21 protein-coding genes, 1 tRNA gene and 2 pseudogenes are annotated in these 24288 nt (G+C 62.9%); 14 read left to right on the plus strand and 10 right to left on the minus strand.

Translation table 11 applies throughout. The features are described from left to right. The first annotated feature begins 104 nt into the window (after window positions 1–104). On the plus strand, window positions 105–356 hold the full coding sequence (locus V6766_RS10495) for a hypothetical protein (RefSeq protein ID WP_448466176.1): 252 nt from the start codon (window positions 105–107) through the stop codon (window positions 354–356). An 87-nt stretch (window positions 357–443) separates the two neighbouring features. Here V6766_RS10495 and V6766_RS10500 read toward each other — a convergent pair. After that, window positions 444–517 (minus strand) — tRNA-Gln (locus tag V6766_RS10500). A 405-nt stretch (window positions 518–922) separates the two neighbouring features. On the opposite strand from V6766_RS10500, the gene V6766_RS10505 reads away from it, so the two are divergent. Together V6766_RS10505 and V6766_RS10510 are read left to right on the plus strand one after the other, a co-directional pair. Beyond that, window positions 923–2443 (plus strand): Ppx/GppA phosphatase family protein, encoded by a 1521-nt coding sequence (locus tag V6766_RS10505; protein ID WP_448466178.1) that lies wholly within the window; start codon window positions 923–925, stop codon window positions 2441–2443. Continuing rightward, window positions 2444–3191, plus strand: a pseudogene (locus V6766_RS10510) (RlmE family RNA methyltransferase); the annotation flags it as partial. On the opposite strand, the gene V6766_RS10515 reads toward V6766_RS10510, so the two are convergent. Both V6766_RS10515 and V6766_RS10520 read right to left on the minus strand, forming a co-directional pair. Further along, window positions 3180–4475 carry an alpha/beta fold hydrolase gene (locus V6766_RS10515; protein WP_448466428.1) on the minus strand — a complete coding sequence of 432 codons (1296 nt, stop codon included), beginning with the start codon at window positions 4473–4475 and terminating at the stop codon, window positions 3180–3182. The pseudogene V6766_RS10510 and the gene V6766_RS10515 overlap by 12 nt on opposite strands. Before the next feature lie 131 nt (window positions 4476–4606). After that, the gene (locus V6766_RS10520) at window positions 4607–4996 is read right to left on the minus strand and encodes a DoxX family protein (RefSeq protein WP_448466180.1); all 390 of its coding nucleotides are present in this window, start codon (window positions 4994–4996) and stop codon (window positions 4607–4609) included. A gap of 238 nt (window positions 4997–5234) precedes the next feature. Between V6766_RS10520 and V6766_RS10525 the strand changes: the two genes are divergently transcribed. Together V6766_RS10525 and V6766_RS10530 are read left to right on the plus strand one after the other, a co-directional pair. After that, window positions 5235–7556, plus strand: a complete 2322-nt coding sequence (locus tag V6766_RS10525) for an NADP-dependent malic enzyme (protein WP_448466182.1) — start codon at window positions 5235–5237, stop codon at window positions 7554–7556. A 411-nt stretch (window positions 7557–7967) separates the two neighbouring features. Further along, window positions 7968–8699, plus strand: coding sequence for a response regulator transcription factor (locus V6766_RS10530; RefSeq protein WP_448466184.1), 732 nt, complete (start codon window positions 7968–7970; stop codon window positions 8697–8699). Window positions 8700–8731: 32 nt separating this feature from the next. Here the strand turns inward: V6766_RS10530 and V6766_RS10535 are convergent, their stop codons facing one another. Further along, window positions 8732–9313, minus strand: a complete 582-nt coding sequence (locus V6766_RS10535) for a thymidine kinase (RefSeq protein ID WP_448466186.1) — start codon at window positions 9311–9313, stop codon at window positions 8732–8734. A gap of 175 nt (window positions 9314–9488) precedes the next feature. Between V6766_RS10535 and choV the strand changes: the two genes are divergently transcribed. From choV to V6766_RS10565, 6 genes and pseudogenes are all read left to right on the plus strand, one after another. Beyond that, entirely contained in the window at window positions 9489–10553 is a 1065-nt protein-coding gene (choV, locus tag V6766_RS10540; protein ID WP_448466188.1) for a choline ABC transporter ATP-binding protein, read from the plus strand. Further along, window positions 10550–11032, plus strand: a pseudogene (locus tag V6766_RS10545) (HugZ family pyridoxamine 5'-phosphate oxidase); the annotation flags it as partial. The gene choV and the pseudogene V6766_RS10545, both read left to right, overlap by 4 nt. Window positions 11033–11280: 248 nt before the next feature. Further along, window positions 11281–11601, plus strand: a complete 321-nt coding sequence (locus V6766_RS10550) for an ArsR/SmtB family transcription factor (protein WP_448466190.1) — start codon at window positions 11281–11283, stop codon at window positions 11599–11601. Between the two features lie 191 nt (window positions 11602–11792). Beyond that, window positions 11793–13121: an aminotransferase class III-fold pyridoxal phosphate-dependent enzyme gene (locus tag V6766_RS10555; protein ID WP_448466192.1), complete on the plus strand. Its 1329-nt coding sequence runs from the start codon at window positions 11793–11795 to the stop codon at window positions 13119–13121. 158 nt (window positions 13122–13279) lie between these two features. Continuing rightward, a complete protein-coding gene (locus V6766_RS10560) occupies window positions 13280–14152 on the plus strand; it encodes an aldose 1-epimerase family protein (protein ID WP_448466194.1) in 873 nt (290 codons plus the stop codon). Window positions 14153–14296: 144 nt separating this feature from the next. After that, window positions 14297–14953 (plus strand): aquaporin, encoded by a 657-nt coding sequence (locus V6766_RS10565; protein ID WP_448466196.1) that lies wholly within the window; start codon window positions 14297–14299, stop codon window positions 14951–14953. Window positions 14954–15015: 62 nt separating this feature from the next. Here V6766_RS10565 and bglA read toward each other — a convergent pair whose 3' ends face one another. Then, complete coding sequence (gene bglA, locus V6766_RS10570; protein ID WP_448466198.1) at window positions 15016–16659, minus strand: beta-galactosidase BglA; 1644 nt, start codon at window positions 16657–16659, stop codon at window positions 15016–15018. 187 nt (window positions 16660–16846) lie between these two features. On the opposite strand from bglA, the gene V6766_RS10575 reads away from it, so the two are divergent. Beyond that, a complete protein-coding gene (locus V6766_RS10575; RefSeq protein WP_448466200.1) occupies window positions 16847–17878 on the plus strand; it encodes a glycosyltransferase family 4 protein in 1032 nt (343 codons plus the stop codon). Between the two features lie 23 nt (window positions 17879–17901). On the opposite strand, the gene V6766_RS10580 is transcribed toward V6766_RS10575, so the two are convergent. Both V6766_RS10580 and V6766_RS10585 read right to left on the minus strand, forming a co-directional pair. Beyond that, window positions 17902–19248, minus strand: coding sequence for a GAF domain-containing protein (locus V6766_RS10580; RefSeq protein ID WP_448466202.1), 1347 nt, complete (start codon window positions 19246–19248; stop codon window positions 17902–17904). Next, window positions 19242–19715, minus strand: coding sequence for a hypothetical protein (locus V6766_RS10585; protein ID WP_448466204.1), 474 nt, complete (start codon window positions 19713–19715; stop codon window positions 19242–19244). The genes V6766_RS10580 and V6766_RS10585 overlap by 7 nt, the downstream gene beginning before the upstream one ends. Window positions 19716–19913: 198 nt before the next feature. Between V6766_RS10585 and V6766_RS10590 the strand changes: the two genes are divergently transcribed. Further along, complete coding sequence (locus V6766_RS10590) at window positions 19914–20621, plus strand: hemerythrin domain-containing protein (RefSeq protein ID WP_448466206.1); 708 nt, start codon at window positions 19914–19916, stop codon at window positions 20619–20621. A gap of 102 nt (window positions 20622–20723) precedes the next feature. Beyond that, window positions 20724–21326: a YceI family protein gene (locus V6766_RS10595; RefSeq protein WP_448466208.1), complete on the plus strand. Its 603-nt coding sequence runs from the start codon at window positions 20724–20726 to the stop codon at window positions 21324–21326. A gap of 16 nt (window positions 21327–21342) precedes the next feature. Here the strand turns inward: V6766_RS10595 and der are convergent, their stop codons facing one another. The 3 genes from der to V6766_RS10610 all read right to left on the minus strand — a co-directional run bounded on the left by der (window position 21343) and on the right by V6766_RS10610 (window position 24206). Further along, window positions 21343–22770, minus strand: a complete 1428-nt coding sequence (der, locus tag V6766_RS10600) for a ribosome biogenesis GTPase Der (RefSeq protein WP_448466210.1) — start codon at window positions 22768–22770, stop codon at window positions 21343–21345. A gap of 69 nt (window positions 22771–22839) precedes the next feature. Next, window positions 22840–23526 carry a tetratricopeptide repeat protein gene (locus V6766_RS10605; RefSeq protein WP_448466212.1) on the minus strand — a complete coding sequence of 229 codons (687 nt, stop codon included), beginning with the start codon at window positions 23524–23526 and terminating at the stop codon, window positions 22840–22842. Between the two features lie 92 nt (window positions 23527–23618). After that, window positions 23619–24206 carry an NnrU family protein gene (locus V6766_RS10610; protein ID WP_448466214.1) on the minus strand — a complete coding sequence of 196 codons (588 nt, stop codon included), beginning with the start codon at window positions 24204–24206 and terminating at the stop codon, window positions 23619–23621. Between the last annotated feature and the right edge of the window lie 82 nt (window positions 24207–24288).

Below are 24288 nucleotides of genomic sequence, written 5' to 3' on the forward strand. Positions count from 1 at the left end.
GCCGCACCAGAGTCAACGACGCCAGACGCGCACAGCAGTCGGAGTAGAAACCTGCGCCCCGTCGGCAGTGACTGAACGGCAGCGCGCGTGAGAGGAGGCAGAACATGCACGACCACGACACATTCCGCAGCGCGGAAAACAATGACCTTGAGGCGATGGTGACGCCGGATGAACTTCTGGACCTGATCGAAATCGCTCTCCAGCTTGCCATGCGGCTTGGTCTGGCCACGACGGCCAGCCACCTCTTCATGGCCTGCGACACGCTCGGCCCCGCCGAGACGGAAGCGCAGCAATGGGGCGGAAATTCGCGTACCGGCAACGCCGAGGGCCCCTCCAGGAACGCATCGGACGGATGACCCAGGAGAGCAATCATCGGCGAAGCCGCGACTCCGGCGCGCAATGAAGCAATAAAACCGTCTCGGATTTCAAAAACTTGAGATTATTGGCTGGGGAACCTGGATTCGAACCAGGACTAACGGAGTCAGAGTCCGTGGGTCTACCGTTAACCTATTCCCCAACGCGGCGCCCGAGGGGCACCGTGGATGTGGTGGGCTTATAAACAGAAAGGCCGGGCTTTGCCAAGGGGGAGATGCAAAATTTTCCGTGCTTCGGGAAGGTCACTGTCGGCAGCATCTTGCGACTGATGCCAATCCCGGCGCCCGTTCCGGGTCCGCCGAAGCAGGATTGTCCGAAATCGGGCATCGCCGTTTCGTGCGTCGTGCCGGCAAAGGCCTGCAGCAGGCAGGCTGCGGCGTCGCGCAAACGCGCATGAACCGGGCGCCATCGGGCGCGGCCGGCGGCCTCTCAGAAAAGTCATTGGCCTCGCGGCCTTACGCTGCTATGATTACCTCAACTGAAAATCATATGAGCGCCTTGCAGCGAGCCATTCAATCGGTTTGCGCGGCGTGATGGAATTGGCAAAGTGGAAGACCCCCAAAACAGCGCTGAGCTGTCCGATGGCGGGGCGCGCTTGAACAATGGCGGCAAGGGCAAACGCGCTCGCCGCCGATCCCGGAAAGGTCACCGCAAGGCCGCCGCCGGAGTGCCCGCATCGCAGGATGCCGTCGTCGCCGACGGTAATGAACAGGCGCGTTCGCCGGAGAGCGGCGAAGCGAAGCCCGCCCGCAACGGCAAGGCTGCGCGCCATCCCTCTTCGGACCGGAAATCCGGCGAAAACCTCGCCAACAGCCCGGATCATGACGGCGACAAGCCGGCGCGGCGCAAACGCAGGCGTCGGCGCGGCCGGCGTGCGCATACCAAAGGTCCGCTCGGCGCCGACGGCTGCAAGCACACACCCGGCACCGGCCACAAACCTGACCAGGCCTCCGAGACGGCAAGACAACCCGCGCCGCCTCCGCCCCGTCGGGACGCGCCGCCGCGCGATGTTGCCGCGCCGCAACGCGCGCCCGGCCACGGCCTCTATGCCGCGCTCGATCTCGGCACCAACAACTGCCGGCTGCTGATCGCCCAGCCCACGCGCCACCATCAGTTTCGCGTGGTCGACGGCTTTTCGCGCATCGTGCGCCTGGGCGAGGGCCTTGCCGCCACCGGCAGCCTTTCGCCCGCCGCCATGGACCGCGCCATTGAGGCGCTTGCCATGTGCGCGGCCAAGCTCAGGGGCCGCTCTGTCCGGCGCATGCGGCTGATCGCCACCGAGGCCTGCCGCTCGGCCGATAACGGCGAGATCTTCCTCAAACGGGTGCGCGCGGAAACCGGGCTGGAACTCGAAATCGTCAACCGCGAAACCGAGGCAAAGCTCGCGGTTTCGAGTTGCGCCTCGCTGATCGGGCGGGAGACGCGCTCGGCCGTGCTTTTCGATATCGGCGGCGGCTCATCCGAAATCGCGGTGATCAAGCTCGACGAGAACCGGTCCTACCGGCTTGCCAACCACATCTCGCACTGGACATCGCTGCCCGTCGGCGTGGTGACGCTTTCGGAGCGCTATGGCGGCCATGACGTGACGCCGGAAATCTTCGAGAAGATGGTGGCCGAAGTCACCCGGATGCTCGGCGATTTCAACTGTCCGGGCATTGGCGGCGGCAAGGACGATGAGGGCTTTCACCTGATCGGCACGTCGGGCACGGTCACGACGCTCGCCGGCGTCCACCTCGATCTGCCGCGCTATGACCGCCGCAAGGTCGACGGCATCTGGCTGACCGATGACGAGGTCACGGCCATGCAATCCAAACTGCTGTCCTGGGATTTCGCCGGCCGCGCCGCCAATCCCTGCATCGGTCCGGATCGCGCCGACCTTGTGCTTGCCGGCTGCGCCATTCTGGAAGCGATCCGCCGGCGCTGGCCGTCCTCGCGCATGCGGGTGGCCGATCGCGGCCTGCGCGAAGGGCTGTTGACCGACATGATGATGCATGACGGGGTCTGGCGCAAACAACGCCGCCGCGGCGGCTTCAACCGCCGCCAGGGCGCGGCCGCAAACAATGACTGAATGGGACCGAACGTGACCAAACCACCCGCCAAGCCAGCCAGAACGGGTCGCAAGATCGGCCAGAAGGTCAAGAAGACCAAGCTGAAGGCGTCGTCGCGCCGCTGGCTGGAGCGCCATATCAACGACCCCTATGTGCAGCGCGCCAAGACCGAGGGCTTTCGCGCCCGCGCGGCCTACAAGCTGCTGGAGATCGACGAGAAGCACCAGATCCTGAAAGGCGCGCGCCGGATCATAGACCTTGGGGCAGCGCCCGGAAGCTGGTCGCAGATCGCCGCCAAGGTTACCGGCTCCACCGATACCGACATTCGCGTCGCGGCCATCGACTTTCTTGAGATGGACGGCGTTCCGGGCGTGAAATTCTTCCAGATGGATTTTCTCGACGAGGCCGCCCCCGCCCTTCTGCGCGAGGCGCTGGACGGGCCGCCCGACGTGGTCATCTCCGACATGGCCGCCCCCACCACCGGCCATCGCCGCACCGACCATCTGCGCACCATGTATCTGTGCGAGGTCGCGGCCCATTTCGCGGTGGAGACGCTGGCCGAGGGCGGGCATTTTCTCGCCAAGACCTTTCAGGGCGGCGCCGAGCACGACCTCTTGACCATGCTCAAGCAGAACTTCCGCCAGGTAATCCACGTCAAGCCCGCCGCCTCGCGCTCCGAATCCGTCGAGATGTTCGTGCTCGCCAAATCGTTCAAGGGCCGACCGGCGGAGGCGTAGCGCCGCGCCGGCCGAGGGCTCACCGGTGCGGCCCACCCTCGGCCATCACCATGTCCCGCAGCCGTTCGAACACCGCCGGGCTCTGGCGCACGCCGTCATGCTCATATTCGTTGGTGACCCAGGTCCGGCAATTGCCAAGACGGTTCGCGGTCTCCAGCGACAGGCCGGCATCCACATACATGTCGTCGTGATAAACGGCAGCGGCCACCGGAACGTCATTGGCGAACAGCCGCGTTGCGTCGTAAAGCGGCGGAGTGTCCGTTCTTGCCGCAAGCACCTCGACGGCGGCGGAAAACGGACGCAGCGACCGGATTTCCTCAAACATCCACGGATACATCATCTCACCGGTGAACAGGAGCGGCCGGCGCGCCGGATCGAAGCGCGGGAATTCGGCCCGTATCCGTTCGGCGGCGGAGGCGGTGGGCCGGGGACCCTGCGCATAAATGCTTTCCTGCAGCACAGCGAACAGCGGATTTCCGGCAAAGCCGGTCTCGGCCATCACGGAGAACAGGAAGCTCTCCGACAGCCGCGTTTCGTCGGGGTCCGCAAAAGCCTCATCGAGGAGGAAATGGAGCGCTTCGAAGCCGGGCGCCATGCCGAGCCCCAGCCCCAGGGTCTGCAGCCGACGCACGCTCAACCGGTCGCCGTCCGGCAGGTGAACCGCGTTATTTTCAATGAAGTCGGCGATGCGGCCGGCAAGCCGCTCATCTTCGGGATAGCGCTGGTAATAGCGTCGGTTCTTGGAAAGAACGCGCGGATAGGTGCGGCGATAGACCTCCTCCGCCTCGGCGGCAAGTCCGGCAAGCCCGCCCGTGACATAGCAGGCGGCGAGCCCCTCCGGCGCGCGCGACAGATAGGTGAGCGTGATGAACCCGCCAAAGCTCTGGCCAAGCGTCTCCCATTTGACATCGCCCAGCAATTGTTTGCGGATGTGCTCGCAATCGGCGACGATGCTGTCGGCGCGGAAATGCATCAGATAATCCGCAGCCGCCTCTCCGCTTTCGAAACGGGAGATGACATGGCCGTCGATCGGACTGCTGCGGCCGGTTCCGCGCTGGTCGATCAGCACCACCCTGTGGGTCTTCAGCGCGGCCTTCAGCCATGGCGGGCCGCCGGCGACCGGGCGCGGCGATTTTCCGCCCGGCCCGCCCTGCAGGAAGGCGAGCACCGGCAGGTTCTCCCGCCGCTTGACCGGATCAACGATCTCGCGAGCGAAAACCTGCAGCACCGGCCCGTCCGGGCGGCTCCAGTCGAGCGGCACCGGCACCAGCATGTCCCGGATCATCATGCCGGGAATGATATATTGCTTCGGCATCATGGCGGCCTGTCTCCTTTTGTCTCTGCCGTGGCCTAAAACGGATCGGGCAAAAGGGCAACCATGCTTCGCGGGCACAACAAAAAAGCGGGTGCCAGGGCCCGCTTTAGAGTGTCTTGAATGCTTCAGGCTTACTTGCGCTTGCCATCCAGGCTGAATGAGCCGGGACCCGCGAAGACGAGGTAGAGGAAGATGAAGCAGAACAGGATTGCCGCGTCGCCGCCGTTATTGGCAGGATAGAAGCTTTGGGGCGCATGAACCATGAAATAGGCGACCGCCATCATGCCGGACAGCACGAAGGCCGAGATGCGGGTGAAAAGTCCGAGCACGATCAGCGCGCCGCCGACGATTTCCAGAATGCCGCCAACCCAAAACAGCGAGAACATTTCCGGATACCTGTCAGTGTCCGGAAAATGCAGGATCTTCTGCGTGCCATGCTCGAAGAAAAGAATGCCTGTCACGACACGCAAAATGGCCAGGAAGATCGGCGCCATCGGCTGCAACATGCGGTTTGTGCTCATAAATCAGCTCCGTGCTAATGGTTGCCCGCGCGGGCGCGGTTTCAGAAGTCGCTAACATACGCGAAAAAACCGATCGCGGAAGACGAGGATGTGTAAACACTGCGTCGCCAACCGCACCGCCTCCCGAAATTCAAAAACGACTGAAGCGATCCGGATGGATTGCAGTTCCTTTTTTCCGACCATATAGTCGCGCGACTTTATGGGGACCGGATTTTTCGCCGTGCAAGGAGACCAGACGATGAGCGAACCGACAGGAAAGAAGCCCGCCGGGGAAGACCTCCAGCAGCAGGCTCTTTTTTATCACCGCTATCCGCGCGCCGGTAAGCTGGAAATCCAGGCGACCAAGCCGCTCGGCAACCAGCGCGACCTCGCCCTTGCCTATTCGCCCGGCGTCGGCGCGCCCTGCATCGCCATTCACGAAAATCCCAATGACGCCGCGCAATATACCTCGCGCGCCAATCTGGTCGCCGTGATCTCGAACGGCACGGCCGTTCTCGGCCTCGGCAATATCGGCCCGCTCGCCTCCAAGCCGGTGATGGAAGGCAAGGCGGTTCTGTTCAAGAAATTCGCCGGCATCGACGTCTTCGATATCGAGATCGACGCGCCGTCGATCGACGGCATGGTGTCCACCATTTCCGCGCTGGAGCCGACCTTCGGCGGGATCAACCTTGAGGACATCAAGGCGCCGGAATGTTTCGAGGTCGAGCGGATCCTGCGCGAGAAGATGCAGATCCCGGTGTTCCACGATGACCAGCACGGCACCGCCATCATCGTCGCCGCCGCGATCCTGAACGGGCTGGAGCTTGCCGGCAAATCGCTGGAGAACGTCAAGATCGTGGCCTCCGGCGCAGGTGCAGCCGCGCTCGCCTGTCTCAACCTGCTGGTCTCGCTCGGCGCCAAGCGCGAGAATATCTGGGTCTTCGACATTGACGGCCTGGTCTATCCCGGCCGCGAGACCAATATGGACCAGTGGAAGGCGATCTATGCCCAGGAGAGCGACGCCCATGCGCTGGCCGATCACATCGCCGGGGCGGACGTGTTTCTCGGCCTCTCGGTCGCAGGCGCGCTGAAGCCCTCGCTGCTCAAGCAGATGGCGCCGCGGCCGATGATCATGGCGCTCGCCAACCCCGTGCCGGAAATCATGCCCGATCTCGCCCGCGCCGAGCGCGAGGATGCGATGATCTGTACCGGGCGTTCGGACTTCCCCAACCAGGTCAACAATGTCCTGTGTTTCCCCTACATCTTCCGCGGCGCGCTGGATTGCGGCGCGCGCACGATCAACGAGGAAATGAAGATGGCCGCCGTGCGCGCCATTGCCGGGCTCGCAAAGGAGGAGGTCTGGGAGGCCTCGCGGACAGCGGCCAATGGCGAACCGCTGATCTTCGGCCCGGATTATCTGATCCCCTCGCCCTTCGACCCGCGCCTGATTCTCAGGATCGCGCCCGCTGTTGCCCGCGCGGCGGAAGAATCCGGCGTCGCCGAACGGCCGATCCCCGATTATGAGGCCTATTACGAGCACCTGACCCGCTTCGCCTTCCGCTCCGGCCTGGTGATGAAGCCGGTCTTCGCCGCCGCCAAGGCGGCCGAACGCAAGCGGGTGATCTTCTCCGACGGGGAGGACGAGCGCGTGATGCGCGCCGCCCAGGTGCTGATCGAGGAAGGCATATCCCAGCCGATCCTGATCGGACGGCCGAACGTGCTCGAAACCCGCATGAAGCGCTACGGCCTGCGCATGAAGCTGCATGAGGATTTCGAGATCATCAATCCAGAGAGCGATTCGCGGTTCCGCGAATATGTCGACGAATACCTCTCCTTCGTCGCGCGCAAGGGCGTCACCCCGGAGCGCGCGCGCACCATCGTGCGCACCAACACCACGGTGATCGGCGCGCTCGCGGTCAAGCGCGGCGATGCGGATGCGCTGCTGTGCGGCGTCGAGGGCCGGTTCGAAAAGCACCTGCGCGATATCGGCAACATCATTGGCAAGCATGAGAATGTCCGCGATTTCTCGAGCCTGGGGCTCCTGATTTCCAACCGCGGCGCGACCTTCTTCGCCGATACCCACGTGACCTATTGCCCAAGCGCGGAGGAAATCGCGGAAACGACCATCCAGTCCGCCCGCGCCGTCGCCCGCTTCGGCATCACGGCGAAGGCCGCGCTCGTCTCGCACTCCAATTTCGGCTCGCGCGATTCCGAAAGCGCTGCCAAGATGCGCGAAGCGCTGGCGCTGGTGCGCGCCCGGATGCCCGAGCTTGAGGTCGACGGCGAAATGCACGGCGATACCGCAATTTCCGAATTGCTGCGCGAACGCGCCATGCCCAACAGCACGCTGACGGGCGAAGCCAATCTCTTGATCTTCCCCTCGCTCGATGCCGCCCATATCACCATGACGGTGGTGCAGAGCATGCTGGAAGCGCTGCATGTCGGCCCGATCCTGCTCGGCAGCGCGCTCCCGGCCCACATCATGTCGCCCTCGGTGACCTCGCGCGGCATCGTCAACATGGCGAGCCTTGCGGTGGTCGAGGCCGATGTCGCGGCCTCGGAGAAGCGACGGGCCGAATAGGCAGGTCGCAGTCAGCGATTATCCGGCGTCGGGCCAGCCGCTCGCCGCCGCCAGAACCCTGACAGTTTCCCGACGACTGTTGTCGTTGCCCGGCGGCGCGCGGGCCTCCGCATTTACCGCGCTTTGCGCCAAGGCAAAGTCCGACCGGAAACCCTCCGCACCATTGTCAAATCGCGGGCAGATCGCAGCCCGAACAGGGATATTCACACCTCATTTTACAACCTTAGCTTGATTTATACTTGTCGAAGGGTTTATCAAACTAAAGACAATGTTCGCCTGCAAAGAGCTTGCGCGTCAACTCATGGGAGAATGATCCGCGAACATTCTTCTCATCACATTCCTCGGGAGGCCGCCGACCTTCATCGGTCGCCTTGAGGCGAGATTCGAAAAACGCTTTATACAAAACAAGTTATGGCAGAAACAGCGATGATGATGGACGAATCCAGAATTCTGGAATTGCTGGCGCGGGTCGCGCGTTCGGACACAACCGCAGAGCTGATCGTTGCGCTTGGTGAAATTACATCAACCTTTGGTTTCAACCACTTTACGTTGACCGACATACCCCACAGCAGAGACGCATTGCTGCAGTCCCTGATTCACTTTACCTCGCTTCCCTACCCCCTCATCGCGGCCTATGATCAGGCGGAGATCCTGCAAAATTCCGCCTTTGTCCGATCGTGGAGAGCCGCGGCCTCGCCGATCGAATGGGATATCGACCAGTTCGAACTGGAGGACACGGAGGCGGCATTCGGCCAGCGCCTCAAGACGATCCATGTCCGCATGGGCGTTGTCTTCATGGCGCCGGACTGTCAGCCGGAACCCCTTGCCTTCCTGCTGTTCGGGGATCGCGAACCGCTCGGCGAAGCGGAAAAGACGGCGCTCGACAGGCTGGCCGTTGCCGCCTGTCGCCGGTTCGAGCAGTTGCGGCCGGTTTCCGCCCACCATCTGAAGAGCCTGTCCTCGCGCGAGCTGGAGGTCATCAAATGGACCGCCGAGGGCAAGACATCGCACGAGATCGGCAGGATCCTCAATCTCTCCGACCATACCGTCAATGCCTATCTGGCGAACGCGATCCGCAAGATGGAATGCGTCAACAGGGCACAGCTTGTCGCCAAGGCGATCCGCCTCAAGCTGATCGAATGAGGGCGGGTCGGGGCGTTGCGGGAGGAAACGCTCTATCGGCGGCCTGTCTTCTCCTTCCAGTGCAAACGGCAATAGGAAACGTAGCGGTCATTGCCGCCGACCTCGATCTGCGGGCCTTCAAGCAGCGCGTTGCCGGCCTGATCCAATCGCACGACCATGGTTGCCTTGCGGCCGCAGTGGCAGATCGTCCGCACTTCCCTCGCTTCATCCGCGAGCACGAACAGTTCGGCCGAGGCTGGAAACAGCCGGCCCATGAAATCGGACCTGAGGCCATAGGCCATTACCGGAATCTTGAGTTCATCGACGACCCGCGCCAGTTGCCAGGCATGCTCGGCGGTGGCGAAATGAGCCTCGTCGACGAACAGACAATCGATCTTGCGCTCTCGGTCGAGCGCGCCTGCGCATTCGAACAGGTCGGTGTCGTGACCGAACGTGACAGCATCGGCCTTGAGCCCGATCCGCGAGGAAACCACGCCCTTGCCGCCGCGATCATCGAGTTCGGCAAGCAGGATGACGGCATGCATGCCGCGCTCTCGGTAATTATAGGCGGCCTGAAGCAGCAGGGTCGATTTGCCGGCATTCATCGTGGCATAGTAGAAGTGAAGTTTCGCCATTTTGCGGTCCTTTTTCTTCTTTCTTGCCGCGAACCGCAGCCCGCAAGAAGCCTGAATCGCAGAAAGCCACAGAAAAGCGCGGGCCGCCGCTTTCGCGCGGCGCATCTTGCCGCTTGTGCGCGAATATGAGAAACAACCGCCTGCCATCCCCTCCTGCCATGCCGATGCAAAGCCCATGGAAACAGTCGTCGAGATCAACGCAATCGATATCGTCTACGGCAGGCATGCGCGCCGCGCCCTGCCGCTGATCGATGCCGGCTTTTCGCGTGATGACATTCACGCCCGCACCGGCAGCCTCGTCGGGGTCTCCAACGCCTCGCTGACGCTTGGACGCGGCGAGATCGTCGTGCTGATGGGCCTTTCGGGCTCCGGAAAGTCGACATTGCTGCGCGCCGTCAATGGCCTGGCGCCGGTCGTGCGCGGCGACGTCGAGGTGCATACCGAAGACGGCATCGTCAATCCCTATACCGCCAGTGCAAAAGCGCTCAGGGCGCTGAGGGCGCGGTCCGTCTCCATGGTGTTCCAGCAGTTCGCGCTGCTGCCCTGGCTGAGCGTTGCCGAAAATGTCGGCCTCGGGCTAGAGCTTTCGGGCCTGCCGAAACGGGAGCGGCGCGAGCGCATCGAAGAACAGCTTGAACTGGTCAACCTCTCCGACTGGGCCGACAGCCCCATCGACGCGCTTTCAGGCGGCATGCAGCAGCGGGTCGGCCTGGCGCGCGCCTTTGCCACCGGCGCGCCGATCCTTCTGATGGACGAGCCGTTTTCCGCCCTCGATCCGCTGATCCGCGCGCATCTGCAGGATGAGTTGCTGGCCTTGCAGCAGCGCCTCAGAAAATCGATCCTGTTCGTCAGCCACGATCTCGACGAAGCCATCAAGCTCGGCGATCGCATCGCGATCATGGAAGGCGGAAGGATAATCCAGACGGACACGCCGCGCGTAATCATCAAGAACCCGGCAAACGACTATGTTGCCGATTTCGTGGCCAACACCAATCCGATGGCGGTTCTGACCGCAGCAGACATCATGAGTCCCGTATCCTCCCGCAGCCAACTCGACACGCAGATCGCAGCGACCGTCAAGGCCGCCACGCCGGCCATGACGCTGATACGCCTGCTTGCGGAACGGCCCGGAACGATCGGCGTCGTCGAGGGCGGGCGTATCGCCGGAACGATCTCGCACCGCGAGATTGCCGCCGGCCTTTCGCCGCGCCGGCCGCAACCCGCAGGACCGTCGACATGAGCGAGAAACCATCACCTCTGCGCGAAACCGACGAAGCGGCGATCCGCCTGGCTAAATCGCTTCTGCGCGAAGCCGGTTTTGCCGCCCTTGCCGTCAACGAACCGGAGACCGGATTTCCGCTCGCAAGCCGGGTGCTGATCGCGACCGATACCGACGGCGCGCCCGTGATCCTGATTTCGGGGCTGTCGAGCCATACCAGAGCGATCGAGCGCGACGGCAGGGTTTCGCTTTTGACGGGGGAACCCGGAAAGGGCGACCCGATGGCCCATCCACGCATGACGACGCGGTGCCTGGCCGAGGTCATCGAACGCGGCAGCGACGACCATGCGCGGATGCGGGCGCGGTTCCTCGAGCGCCACCCGAAAGCAAAGACTTACATAGACTTTCCCGATTTCAACTTCTACCGCCTGTCGCCGGTATCGGCGAACCTCAATGGCGGCTTTGGCAAGGCCTACGCCATCGAGGGCAAGGATCTGATCGAGCCCGGGTGAAAGCCGGACCGCATGACGCGCGCATCGAGATCGGCTCCTGCTTGTCATTTGGCAGTAATCAGTCGAGTTAAATCGATGCCGAGGGCGGACGAAAATGGACTTTTCCTTTATTTTCGGCCATCCTGTTAAAAAATACCCTAAATTTCGTATTATTTTTTTCCGGGAGACTCAGTTACATTTCATTTTAGGCATTGCAAAAATTATTGACACTTCGCATCAAGCCAAGGAGTACTGATGTGAGCGCAAACAAATTGTCAGACAAGACCTCTCCGGCCGCCAGCCTGCTTTCGGCGATGGCAAATCCGAAGCGTCTTCAGATCCTCTGCGTGCTGATCGAAAACGAAATGCCGGTTGGCGCGCTCGCGATCCGCGTCGGCCTCAGTCAATCCGCCCTGTCGCAACACCTGTCGAAGCTGCGCGCACAGAACCTCGTGGAAACGCGGCGCGAAGCTCAGACCATCTACTACAGCACGCATGCCGAACCGGTTCGCAAGCTTCTCGACACGCTCGGCGAGATTTACGACGAGGAAGTGATCGCCAGCCGCAAGGCGGGCTGATACAAAGGGTATGAGCCTCTGTCGGTCGGCGCAGCGCGGACCGGCAGGGACTGGCGAGGCGGTGCCTGACGGATTGTGCCTTTTGGCAGAGGCTTTTGCTTGACGGCGGCGGTACCGCTGATAACGTGCTCTCCAACAGTATTGAAGCAACAGGGCCCGGCAACGGGTCGCTTTCTTTTGTGGAGCAGCTCATGTCCGACAGCGCCAATGTGACGCCCAACAACCTCGACGCATTCTGGATGCCGTTTACCGCCAACCGGCAGTTCAAGAAGGCCCCGCGCATGTTCGTGGCCGCCAAGGACATGTATTACACGACCGCCGACGGCCGAAAGGTACTGGACGCGACCGCGGGGCTGTGGTGCGTGAATGCCGGTCACTGCCGGCCGAAGATTGTCGAGGCGATCCGCAAACAGGCTGGCGAACTTGATTACGCCCCCGCCTTCCAGCTCGCCCACCCCAAGGCATTCGAACTCGCCAACCGGCTGGTCGACATCGCGCCGGACGGCATGAACCATGTGCTCTACACCAATTCCGGCTCCGAATCGGTCGAGACCGCGCTCAAGGTCGCGCTTGCCTATCATCGGGCGAAGGGCGACGGCTCGCGGTTCCGGCTGATCGGCCGTGAACGTGGCTATCACGGCGTCAATTTCGGCGGCATCTCGGTCGGTGGCATCGTGGCCAACCGCAAGATGTTCGGCACGCTTCTGACCGGCGTCGACCATCTGCCCCACACCCACCTGCCGGAGAAGAACGCCTTCACCAAGGGCCAGCCGGAGCATGGCGGCGATCTGGCCAGCGAACTCGAGCGGATCGTCACGCTTCACGACCCCTCGACCGTGGCCGCCGTCATCGTCGAGCCGGTCGCCGGTTCCACGGGCGTTCTCATTCCGCCGAAGGGCTATCTCAAGAAGCTGCGCGAGATCTGCACCAAATACGGCATCCTGCTGATCTTCGACGAAGTGATCACCGGCTATGGCCGTCTCGGCACGCCCTTCGCCGCGCAGTATTATGACGTCAAACCGGACATCATCATCACCGCCAAGGGCCTGACCAACGGCGTCATTCCGATGGGCGCGGTGTTCGTGACCTCCGCAATCCACGACGCCTTCATGAGCGGCCCGGAGCACATGATCGAGTTCTTCCACGGCTATACCTATTCCGGCAATCCGATGGCGTCGGCGGCAGCCCTTGCCACACTCGACACCTACAAGGAAGAGGGCCTGCTGACGCGGGCCGCCGAACTCGCGCCCTATTGGGAAGAACAGCTCCACAGCCTGCGCGACTGCCCCTATGTCATCGACATCCGCAATACCGGGCTGATCGGCGCGATCGAGCTGGAGCCGATCGCGGGCGAGGCCACGAAACGCGCCTTCACCGCCTTCCTGAAGGCCTATGAGGATGGCCTGCTGATCCGCACCACCGGCGATATCATCGCGCTGTCGCCGCCGCTGATCATTTCCAAATCCGAGATCGACGAATTGTTCGAGAAGCTGCGCAAGGTGCTGATGAACAACATCTGAGGCGGCCTCACATGCGGCTGCGGCCGTGAAAGGCGGCGCATCGGGTTCGCCCGCCGCGCCGCTATCCGCGGCCGCCGCGAATCTGGCGAAAAACGCCGGGTTCCGCTTTTCGCCCCGCTTCTATTGCCACTGCACTGCCGCGAACGAGGGATCCAGTCATGTCAGACGACATTCTGATCGAAAACGAACGCCTTGCCGTCGCGGTCTCGCCGCTTGGCGCCGAGACCCGCTCTCTCGCCAGCAAGGACGGGCGCGAATGGCTTTGGGATGGCGACCCGGCCTATTGGACCGGCCGCGCCCCCATCCTGTTTCCGATCGTCGGCAAGGCGCCCGATAACAGGGTGACGATCGAGGGCATGGCCTTCCCGATGCAGCAGCACGGCTTTGCCCGCAGGAGCGTGTTCGCGCTCGAGGACAGCTCGCCCTCCTCCTGCCGCTTCCGGCTCGACCCGACGGACGAGACGCGGCTGGCCTATCCGTTCGAATTCTCGCTTGCGATTACCCATGCTTTGGCGGACGCGACACTGACGGTGACCGCCGAGGTGGAAAACCGCGACGAGCGGCCGATGCCGTTCGGCTTCGGCTTCCATCCCGCCTTCCGCTGGCCGATGTCGGGCCTCACCAGGGGCCATGTCCATCACATCGCGCTTACAAACCGCGCCGAGCCCGCCATGATCCGCCTGCGCGACGGCCTGTTGGACCTGACGCCGCTCGCCTCGCCATTCTCGGACGGCTTGCTCGCCCTCGACCATGATTATTTCGAGGCGGATGCGATGATCTTTCCCGAAGGCGCGGGCGATCGGCTGAGCCTCAGCGCCGAGGATGGCCCCTCGCTGCATTTCCGCTTCGAAAACCTGCCGAACCTGGCGCTCTGGACCAAGCCCGGCGCGCCCTATATCTGCGTCGAGCCCTGGCACGGCATGGCCGCGGCCCACGGCAAGGGTCCGGCGATCGAAGACCGACCTTTCACCGTAACGCTGCCCGCCGGCAAGTCGGCGCGCTTTAGCTGGTCCGTGACGATAGACGGATAGGTTGCCGCCCTCTTATTTTGCTTGCTAAACGCGAGCCAATCGCGCATATCTCGAAAAAAACACCTGGGTCGCTCCACATTGATCGTTCAATCGTCGGCGGGCCACTCGGGGAATGGGGGTCGCCGTTTTTTCGGGGTCCTCAACATGAAGAAACTCGTGGCAGAATTTATCGGCACGGCCGTGCTTGTGCTGTTTGGCTGCGGCGCTGCCGTTCTGGGCGGCGATGCCATCGGGCAGACCGGCATCGCCTTTGCCTTCGGTCTTGCCATTGTCGCCATGGCCTATGGCATCGGGCCGATTTCCGGTTGCCACATCAACCCTGCCGTCAGCCTCGGCGTGTTTGTCGCGGGCCGCATGCCGACCGGCGAAATGCTGCGCTACTGGGTCGCCCAGTTCTCCGGCGCGCTGGTGGGCGCGTTCGTTCTGGCGATCATCGCCGGCTCCACGGCCAGCCTCGGCCAGAACGGCTGGGGACCGGGCTATCTCGGCGAATATGCCCTGCCGGCGGCGCTCGTCTTCGAGGTCGTGTTCACCGCGATCTTCGTGATCGTCATTCTCGGCTCGACCGGCGCCGCGGCGCCCGCCGGCTTTGCCGGGCTTGCAATCGGGCTGACGCTCGTTGCCATCCACCTCGTCGGCATTCAGGTCACGGGCGTGTCGGTCAATCCCGCCCGCAGCTTCGGTCCCGCACTGCTTGCCGGCGGCCATGCGCTGGCCCAGCTCTGGCTGTTCATCGTCGCGCCGCTCGCCGGCGGATTGCTCGGCGCCCTGCTCTATCGCTTCAAGGCGCTGGAAGACTGAGCGCGACGCGGAGGCCCGGCAAACCGGGCGTCCGCCATCACATCGCGCACGGCGAAACTATTCTAGATCCGCGCGCAAAATCCGTCGAACGCGCCGAGTTCCACCTCGGCGCCGTTCAGCACGCCCGTCATGCCCGGCAGATCGACGGATTTGACGTGATCGACGGTCATCTGTAACGGCACTTCCTGCGGCGTGTCGGCGAAGTTGAAGATGAACAGCAGGGTTTCCTTGCCCTTGCTGCGGGTAAACATCAGCACGTCGTCATTGTCGCAGTCGTGAAATTCGATAGCGCCGTCAAACAGCGCCGCGTGCTCGGCGCGAAAAGCGAGCGTGGCGCGGTAATGGCTGTAGACCGAGTCCGGTCGGGGCGCCTGCTCGAACACCGAAAGCGCCAGATGGGCTTCCGGCACCGGCAACCACGGTTTGTCAGCGGTAGAAAAACCGGCATCGGGCGGCACATTGCTCCAAGGCATTGGCGTGCGGCATCCGTCGCGGCCCTTGTAGGACGGCCAGAAGCGGATGCCGTAGGGATCGCGCAGATCCTCGAAGGCAAGCTCCGCCTGCGGCAGGCCAAGCTCCTCGCCCTGATAGAGGCAGATCGAACCCCTGAGCGTTGCAAGCACCGAAATGGCCAGCCGCGCGATTGGCTCGCGTTCGGCCTCCGTTTTCGCAAAGCGCGAGACGTGCCGGTCGACATCGTGGTTGGAAAACGCCCAGCACACCCAGCCATCCGACACCACGGTGAAGAAATTCTCCACGCATTTGCGGATATGGGCCGGCGAGAAATCCGGTCCGAGGAAGTCGAAGGTGTAGCACATATGGAGCTTGTCGTTGCCGGCGGTATATTCAGCAACGGTCTTCAGCGAGCGCGCGCCATCGCCGACCTCGCCGACCGAGGAGCGGTCGTCATATTCATCGAGCAGCGCCCGGAAACGCTGGAGAAAGCCGATGTTCTCCGGCCTTGTCTTGTCATAGATATGCTTCTGAAAGCCGTAAGGATTGACCTCCGGCGCATCGAGGCCGGCGGCATCATCGTCGTCCAGCATTGGCGGATTGTCGCGCAGCTTGGCGTCGCAGAAATAGTAGTTGACCGTATCGAGGCGGAAGCCGTCCACCCCGAGATCGAGCCAGAACCGGACGGCGTCGAGCAGCGCATCCTGCACGGCCTCGCAATGGAAGTTTAGATCGGGCTGGCTCGTCAGGAAATTGTGCATGTAATACTGCTTGCGGGTGCCGTCCCACTCCCATCCCGGACCGCCGAAGACCGACATCCAGTTGTTGGGCGCCGTGCCGTCGGGTTTGGCATCGGCCCAGACATACCAGTCAGCCTTGGCATTGTCCTTGCTCGAACGGCTTTCCTTGAACCAGGGATGCTGGTCCGATGTATGCGACAGCACCTGATCGATGATGACCTTCAGGCCGAGCCTGTGAGCCTCGTCGACCAGCGCCCTGAAATCATCGAGCGTGCCGAACATCGGATCGACATCGCGATAATCCGAGACATCATAGCCCATGTCGGCCATTGGCGACTTGAAGAACGGCGACAGCCAGATCGCATCGACGCCGAGTTCGGCCACATAGGTCAGCCGCCGAGTGATGCCGGGCAGATCGCCGATGCCGTCGCCTGTGGTATCCTGAAAGGAGCGGGGATAGATCTGGTAGATGACGCCGCCACGCCACCAGTTGCCGGTATTGCCGTCCGTCATTGAAAATTCCTTGCTCGACATGTCTGGTCTTGAGCCTATCTCCGCGATCGTCCGAGGTAAATGCGGCGGTCACGTTTCTTTTGCAACGCACAATCGCGCCGAAAGTGCCACTGTAATATGACTGACACATGCGCGGGCTAAAGCGGCTGAAACCCGCAAATGCCTTTTGTCAAAGGACATTCCGTGAATGCCTGAACCGGTGAAGAGACTGACTGTCATCTCGGATGCCTGGCATCCGCAGGTCAACGGCGTGGTTCGGACCATAGAGAACACCAATCGCGAGCTGGCGAAGATGGGCATGGAGGTGACGATGATCACCCCTGACATGTTCCGCAATATGGGCATGCCGACCTATCCGGAAATCCGCCTGGCGCTTGCGAGCTACCGTCACGTGGCCCGCCTGATCGAGGAAAGCCGCCCGGATTACGTTCATATCGCCACCGAAGGGCCGCTCGGCTACAAGGCGCGGCGCTGGTGCCGCAAAAGAAAGTTCCGCTTCTCGACGAGCTATCACACGCGGTTTCCCGAATATGTCTCCGCCCGCCTGCCCGTCCCGGCAAGCTGGCTCTATTCGGTGATGCGCAATTTCCATAATGCCGGCAATGGCTGCATGGTCGCCACTGAAAGCCTCGCCCGCGAGTTGGAAGGCCACGGTTTCAACAATCTGATGCGCTGGAGCCGCGGCATCGACAACACGCTGTTCTATCCCCGCCCGAAGACGGATGCCCCGTTTGGCGGCCTCCCCCGGCCGGTCTTCCTGACGGTCGCGCGCGTGGCGGTGGAAAAGAACATCCAGGCGCTGCTTGCGCTCGACCTGCCGGGCAGCATCGTGATCGTCGGCGACGGCCCCGCGCGGCGCGATCTCGAGCAGAAATATCCGAAGGCCCATTTTCTCGGCATGCTGAGCGGCGAGGAACTGGCCAAGGCCTATGCCGAGGCCGATGTCTTCGTCTTCACCTCCAAGACCGACACCTTCGGCAACACCATCATCGAGGCGCTGTCATCCGGCATTCCGGTCGCAGCCTTCCCCGTCACCGGCCCGGCCGATATCCTCGGCGGCCACGAACAGGCGGGCGCACTGGACGAGGACCTCAAGGCCGCCTGCCTGAAGGCGCTGGAATGCTCGCCGGAAAAAGCCCGCGAACTGGCCGCGACCTACACCTGGGAAGCCGCCGCCGCGCAGTTCCACGACAACGTCATCCGCGCGCACGACGGCTGAGTTTCTGTCCGGTTGTCGCACCGTTATTCATCCACGATCGAAATTTCCGGCTTTCCGTCGATCACCAGCCTTATCTGGCCGCGCCCGGGACGTTCCAGCCGCACCGGCCCTCCCCGCTCTTCCAGCCGCCGGCGCAACAGGATCAGCCGGGTTTCCAGATTGTCCTTGAAATCCGGCAGGTTGAGGCTCTTGTCCCTGCGAATTTCGCGGTTGGAGAAAACCGTCCGGCCTGACTGCGCATAAAAGCGCACAAAATGATGCAGCAACCGTCCCGGTACGCCCCGAATGACGTATTCATTGTCGATGAACACGCCGCCGTCACGCGGGAAAAACTGAAACGCAAAGTGGCTTTCACCGCCGCTATCGGCCGCGGGCGCCGCGTTGTGAGGGGCTGCCTCGCCGAGCACATCGGCGATCTCGAAATTGACGAGACCCGCGGCCACCTGCGCCGCCACCACCCGGAGGGCGGCCTCCTCGTCATGGGAAAAATCGAAGCTCTTCCCGGATTCGGCAAACACCACCCCGATAAGGCGACCGCCGGCGATCATCGGCACCGCGACCTGGCTCTGCGGCTCATCGATCATCGGCACCGGGATTTCTTCCTGCGTCGCCGCCGTTGCCGCGGCGATTGCCGAGACATAGCGCCGGCTGCGCCGCAGATCGGTGATCCGCACGGTCTGCCGCCGTTCAGCGGCGATGCCGATGATGCCGTCGCCGAAACCGATCTCGGCGCCGAAGCCGAAATGCGGATAGCCACGGCTTGCGACCGTCACGAGCCTGTTCGTTTCCAGATCGGCGATCAGGATCATGGTGTGTCCGAATCCGAAGCGCTCCTCCAGGAGCGCCAGGCTGACGTCGAGCAGCGTCTCGGCATCGCCGAGCGCGGCGAGGTCACCGGCCGTCACTGCCGTCTCCCAGAGATAGTTGCCGCGTCTGGCCGGCAGCGCAGGCGGCAGTGCCAGCGGCGCGACCGGATCGATGCGTCGGCACTCCTCCACACGGTAGATATCTACCGCCCGCAGGCTCAGCATATGGGTCTTTTCCTGAAGACCCGCCATAACGTCGAACTGGGCGGCGAGGCGATCGAATATGTCGCCGGAGCGATCGGCGCGCTCGAATACGAGGTCGAGGACATGCTGCAACCCCATGCGTCCGTCCAGCACGACCAGGGTAGCCCTGCCCGTGAGCGCGACATTGGCCGCCGTCTTTGAGAAGAACTGGTTGGAAAGGCCGACATGTTCGCTGTCAACATAGTGGACCTGCGAGAGATAAGAGATATTGGGCATGCCGGCGGCATCGCTGGTCGCGATAACGGAGGGCATGATGCCCTCGAAACTGTCGCGGATCGCCTCCAGCGGAACGCTCAGCATATCTCGCTCCATATCCGCGCGCCGGCGCCAGGGCCCGGGGTCTGCACGAAGAGATCGGCCGGCCAGAACCGGACCGCCGCCAGATCGGCATCGCAGAACACCGAGGAAAGCTGAAGACGGCTGACGCCGAGGGCGGCCAGCAGGTCGAGCATCTCTTCCACATAGCGGCTCGCCCGTTCTGTCTGTTCGCGGTTCGCCGGCGCGACCGAGCCTATAGAACCCTTTACCTGCACAGCGCGATACGTGCCCGGATTGGCAAAGGTCACGGCGATCAACCCGCCCTTTCTCGCATTGGCGTGGAAGCCCGGCCACTGACTCGAAGAGGCCAGGAGGACGATATCGCCCTGATCCGCATCGAAATAGGCGCCGCATCCGCGGCCGACATGGGGCCGCAGCGCCGCGTCGGTGGTCGCTGCAACAATCATCACGTTGCCGGACAAAAATGCCGCGACGTCGCCTTCAAGCACCTTGTTCCCCAGAGCAGGCGCGATTGCCGTGACCCTATTCTACCCGCGACCGTCGGATCGGCATAGCCACAACCCGTAAATAGGAAAGATTTAGGAAAGCGGAAAAGCGCTTAGCAAGCTTTTAGGAAGCGCTGCGCGAGGCGTGTCGCTAATGCAAGTGCCGCCGCCGGATTGCCGGCATAAACCAGCGAGACCGAAATGAGCCACAACGACTTCATGACCAACACACCTATCCTTGCGCACCGCTATGACCTCTATGGCAGCGTTCACAAGGGCCTGCGCCGCATGCAATGCCTGCTTCTTGCGCGCCTCGGCGCAAATGACTTCACCGATGCCGCCGCGACCGAGAAGCTTCTTTCCGATATGAAGCGCCTGCTTTCGATGGCCGCCGCCCATGTCGAACACGAGGACAGGGAGATCCATGCGGCCCTCCACGAAAGGGGGATCGGCACCGGCCTCGTCGACGAGCAGCACGACGATCACCGCGAGGCCTTCACCATCATCGCCAACAAGATCGCCGCGGTGGAGAATGCCAGTGGCGCTGCGCGCGTTGAGGCCGGACGCGGGCTCTACCTCACCTTCGCGGCCTATATCGCCGATGACTTTGCCCATATGCATGAAGAGGAAACCGTGCTCTGCCCGATCCTGTGGCAGAACTTCTCCGATGCGGAACTGCAGGCAATCGAGATGCGCATCATCGCCTCGATCCCGCCGGAGGAGAACATGGCGTTTACCCGCATGATGCTGCCGGCGATGAACCCGGCCGAGCGCAATGCGATGGTCGGCGGCATGTATCGCGCCATGCCCGCGGAGGTCTTCAACGCGGTCGTCGAATTCGCAATCCGCCCCAGCCTGACGGAGGCGGAGTTCGCCGCTGTTCAGACCGGCATCGGACTGGCGGCATGACCACCGCCGAAAACGGCAGCGGCTGCAGCCCGGAAGACTGCGCCGCCTGCGTAAGACGCTTCTGCACGACAATCACAAAGCTCTACATTCTGGAGAACGACAATGCGTATCAACGCCCTTCTGCTCGCCCTGATGATCGCCGCCCCCGCGATGGCGGACGGCCCGCCGCCAGCGCCGAGCGGCCTTTATGAACAGGACAGCCCGCACACCAGCGTCACCTGGAAGATCGATCATTTCGGCCTGTCGCACTTCACCGCCCGCTTCATCGGCGCCAACGCCCGGCTCGACTGGAACGCCGACAAACCGGAACTGTCGATGCTGACGGTGGAAATCGATCCCGCCAATGTCAGAACCGATTTTCCCTTCCCGGAAGTCGAGGATTTCGACGGCAAGATCGGCGGCGATCCGTCATTCCTTGCTGCAAGCCCGATCACCTTCGTCTCGGACAGCATCACGATCACCGGCGAGAATACCGGCCGGATCGAGGGCAGCCTCACCATGCGCGGAGAAACCCATCCGGCCGTGATGAATGTCGTCTTCAACGGCTCGCTCGCCGAGCACCCGATCGAGAAGATTGCCAAGCTCGGCTTTTCCGGCCACATGACGGTCAAACGCTCGCTCTGGGGCCTGACATTCGCGACGCCGGCGCTCAGTGACGATGTGGATGTGGCGATCGAGATCGAATTCAAGCCGGCCGGGGCCTGACCCCGGCTGAGATTGCCTACCGCTTCTTCTTGCGCTTGTGCTCGAACGGGTTCTCGCCGGCGCGGAAGTGGATGCGGATCGGGACGCCCGGCATCTCGAAATCACTGCGCAGACCGTTGGTCAGGTAGCGAATATAGCTTTCCGGCACCGCGTCCGGCCGCGTGCAGGAAATCATGAAGCCCGGCGGGCGGGTCTTCACCTGGGTCATGTATTTCATCTTCAGCCGCCTGCCGGAGACGGCGGGCGGGGGATGGCTGATGGTCTGGTGGTCGAGCCAGCGGTTGAGCCTTGCGGTGGAGATGCGCCGGTTCCAGACCTTGTCGGTGTCGGCGATCGCCTGCATCAGCTTGTCGAGGCCGGTTCCGCGCTCGCCGGAGATTGGCACGGCGCGGATGCCGCGCGCCTGCGGCAGCAGCCGCTCGGTCTTCTCGCGCAGATCGGCAAGCACGGCCTGGCGGTCCTCGATCATGTCCCATTTGTTGAAGGCGAGCACGGCGGCGCGGCCCTCGCGCAGCACCAGATCGACGATCTGCAGGTCCTGTTTTTCAAACGGTATCGTCGCATCGAAGACAATCACCACGCATTCGGCAAACCGGATCGCGCGCAGCGCATCGGAGACCGAGAGCTTTTCGAGCTTTTCGACCACCCGCGCCTTGCGGCGCATGCCGGCGGTATCAAACAGCTTGATCGGCCGGCCGCGCCATTCCCATTCGACAGAGATCGAATCGCGGGTAATGCCCGCTTCCGGGCCGGTCAACAGCCGCTCCTCGCCGAGATAGCGGTTGATCAGCGTCGACTTGCCCGCGTTCGGCCGCCCGACGATCGCGACCCGAAGCGGTTTGCTGTCGTCATAGGGGGCCGCCTCGTCCGGGTTGTCGGCCTCTTCCTTGGTCAGCATCACATCGGTGAGCGCTTCCTCGGCGGGCTCTTCCTTCGGGAAGGCGCGCTCCTCGCCGATCGCCTCGACGATCGCGTCGCGCAGATCATGCATGCCCTGGCCGTGCTCAGCGGAAATCGGGCAGGGTTCGCCGAGCCCGAGCGTGAAGGCATCATAGAAGCCGGCGTCCGAGCCGCGCGCCTCGGCCTTGTTGGCGACCAGCACCACGGGCTTGCCGCGGCGGCGCACCATTTCGGCGAGCGTATTGTCGGCCGGCGTCAGCCCGGCCTTGGCGTCGACGACGAAGAGCGAAAGGTCAGCCTCGTCGATCGCCGCTTCGGTCTGGGCGCGCATGCGGCCCGGCAGCGTATCGGCGGCAGCCTCTTCAAGGCCCGCCGTATCGATGATCGTAAAGCGCAGGTCCGCAAGCTTCGCCTCGCCCGGGCGGCGGTCGCGGGTCACGCCCGGCGTGTCGTCGACAAGCGCCAGCTTCTGCCCGACCAGACGGTTGAACAGCGTCGACTTGCCGACATTGGGTCTTCCGACGATGGCGACCTTGAAGCTCATGAAATGTTTCTCCTGGCGGTCATGTCCCGCCGCTTTTTCCGCGCGCTTCGCCTCGCCGCGAAAGACGTGTCAGCCGGCCGCGCTTTCGCTGACATTGCCGTCGGCGGTCATCACCTCAAGCATGATCTGGGCGCGGTTCAGCACATTGCGCGGGGCTTCCGGGTCGTTGGCAATCGCCTCGAACCATTGCTGGGCGCGGGTGTAATCCTTCAGCCGGTAGGCCGACAGGCCGAGTATTTCGCGCGCGGAGAAGCGGAACGGATTACCGTCATTCGACAGTTCCTCGACCTCGGCGGAAACCTGCTCGTATGTGCCGGTATCGACCAGCAGCCAGCCGGCACGCAGCTTGGCCGCATCGCGGATTGCCTCCGGCACGGAGCGGTCCTTGCCGATCGACGAAAAGGCCGAGATCGCCGCGGCGGTGTCGCCCGCTTCGGAAAGCAGGGTGGCGGCGCGCAGCTGCGCCAGCACCGGATAGGAGCCGTGACCTTCCTGCTCGAGCTGGGCCAGCGTCTGTTCGGCGGCATCGAGGTTGCCGGCCTCGATCTGGTTCAGCGCGGTGAGGAACACGTCGCCGGATTTCGCCGCCTCGCGCGACTGCCAGTATTCATAACCGCGCCAGCCGGCGGTGCCGACCACGAGAATGACGGCAGCCGCGATCAGGATCTTGCCATAGCGCCGCCAGGCATCTTTCATCCTGTCGGAACGCAGTTCCTCATTCACCTCGCGGATAAAGCTGTCGTCCTGATTTGCCATTCCGTCACTCCGGCATGCATTTTGTTACGTGCCGGGCCTTCTAACCGTTTTTTCGCTCTGTTGTAAGGGCAAAAGGCGCTTCGCCGCACCGATTATGCGGCCAACTGGATCGGCACGCCGATCAGCCAGACATGCAGCTTCCAGATGAACAGGCCCCACAGCACGATGCCGAGGATAAAAGCATAGGCGTCATAGCGCGCCGAGACGAAGGGCTTGCGCTTCAAGAGCCCCGCCCGCTCGCGGCGCGCCAGCGAGATGCGCAGGATCACAGCCCAGATCAGGATACCGGCAAACAGGATGACCGAGGCCGCCTCGCCATTGGCCAGAAGATGGGCCAGCGCCCAGATCTTGACCGACAGCACCATCGGGTGCTTGGCGATCCGCGCGATCTTTCCCGGCGGGAAGAAGCTCGCCGAAAGACAGATCATCGCGATCAGCATCAGCAGGATCGTGATATGGGCCATCCAGAATGGCGGCGTATAGAGCACGATGCCGCTTTGGCGCGCCTGCCCGAAGGCGAACACCAGAAAAACGAACTCGGCAAGCGCCGCCAGCGAAAACAAGCCCTTCCACGGGTTCTCGCCGATACGGTCAATGATCGACTGGCGAAACCCTGGCGCGAAGGCGTGAACGAGATGGGTTCCGGTGAACAGCAGAACCGCAATGATAAGCATGGCCATGAAGCAAACCCCGAAAGAACAATCCACCCGGCGCCACCATAAGCCGGAAGCACGCAATTTAGAAGTGTTCCAGTCGTTTTCG

Source organism: Martelella sp. AMO21009 (genome assembly GCF_053484295.1).

Coding starts and splice junctions, on each gene's coding strand:
- choV (WP_448466188.1), top strand. CDS start 9,489: ATGGAAACAGTCGTCGAGATCAACGCAATCGATATCGTCTACGGCAGG.
- bglA (WP_448466198.1), bottom strand. CDS start 16,659: ATGACGGACGGCAATACCGGCAACTGGTGGCGTGGCGGCGTCATCTAC.
- V6766_RS10560 (WP_448466194.1), top strand. CDS start 13,280: ATGTCAGACGACATTCTGATCGAAAACGAACGCCTTGCCGTCGCGGTC.
- V6766_RS10590 (WP_448466206.1), top strand. CDS start 19,914: ATGAGCCACAACGACTTCATGACCAACACACCTATCCTTGCGCACCGC.
- V6766_RS10495 (WP_448466176.1), top strand. CDS start 105: ATGCACGACCACGACACATTCCGCAGCGCGGAAAACAATGACCTTGAG.
- V6766_RS10610 (WP_448466214.1), bottom strand. CDS start 24,206: ATGGCCATGCTTATCATTGCGGTTCTGCTGTTCACCGGAACCCATCTC.
- V6766_RS10595 (WP_448466208.1), top strand. CDS start 20,724: ATGCGTATCAACGCCCTTCTGCTCGCCCTGATGATCGCCGCCCCCGCG.
- V6766_RS10575 (WP_448466200.1), top strand. CDS start 16,847: ATGCCTGAACCGGTGAAGAGACTGACTGTCATCTCGGATGCCTGGCAT.
- V6766_RS10565 (WP_448466196.1), top strand. CDS start 14,297: ATGAAGAAACTCGTGGCAGAATTTATCGGCACGGCCGTGCTTGTGCTG.
- V6766_RS10515 (WP_448466428.1), bottom strand. CDS start 4,475: ATGCCGAAGCAATATATCATTCCCGGCATGATGATCCGGGACATGCTG.
- V6766_RS10530 (WP_448466184.1), top strand. CDS start 7,968: ATGGCAGAAACAGCGATGATGATGGACGAATCCAGAATTCTGGAATTG.
- V6766_RS10605 (WP_448466212.1), bottom strand. CDS start 23,526: ATGGCAAATCAGGACGACAGCTTTATCCGCGAGGTGAATGAGGAACTG.
- der (WP_448466210.1), bottom strand. CDS start 22,770: ATGAGCTTCAAGGTCGCCATCGTCGGAAGACCCAATGTCGGCAAGTCG.
- V6766_RS10535 (WP_448466186.1), bottom strand. CDS start 9,313: ATGGCGAAACTTCACTTCTACTATGCCACGATGAATGCCGGCAAATCG.
- V6766_RS10580 (WP_448466202.1), bottom strand. CDS start 19,248: ATGCTGAGCGTTCCGCTGGAGGCGATCCGCGACAGTTTCGAGGGCATC.
- V6766_RS10525 (WP_448466182.1), top strand. CDS start 5,235: ATGAGCGAACCGACAGGAAAGAAGCCCGCCGGGGAAGACCTCCAGCAG.
- V6766_RS10555 (WP_448466192.1), top strand. CDS start 11,793: ATGTCCGACAGCGCCAATGTGACGCCCAACAACCTCGACGCATTCTGG.
- V6766_RS10520 (WP_448466180.1), bottom strand. CDS start 4,996: ATGAGCACAAACCGCATGTTGCAGCCGATGGCGCCGATCTTCCTGGCC.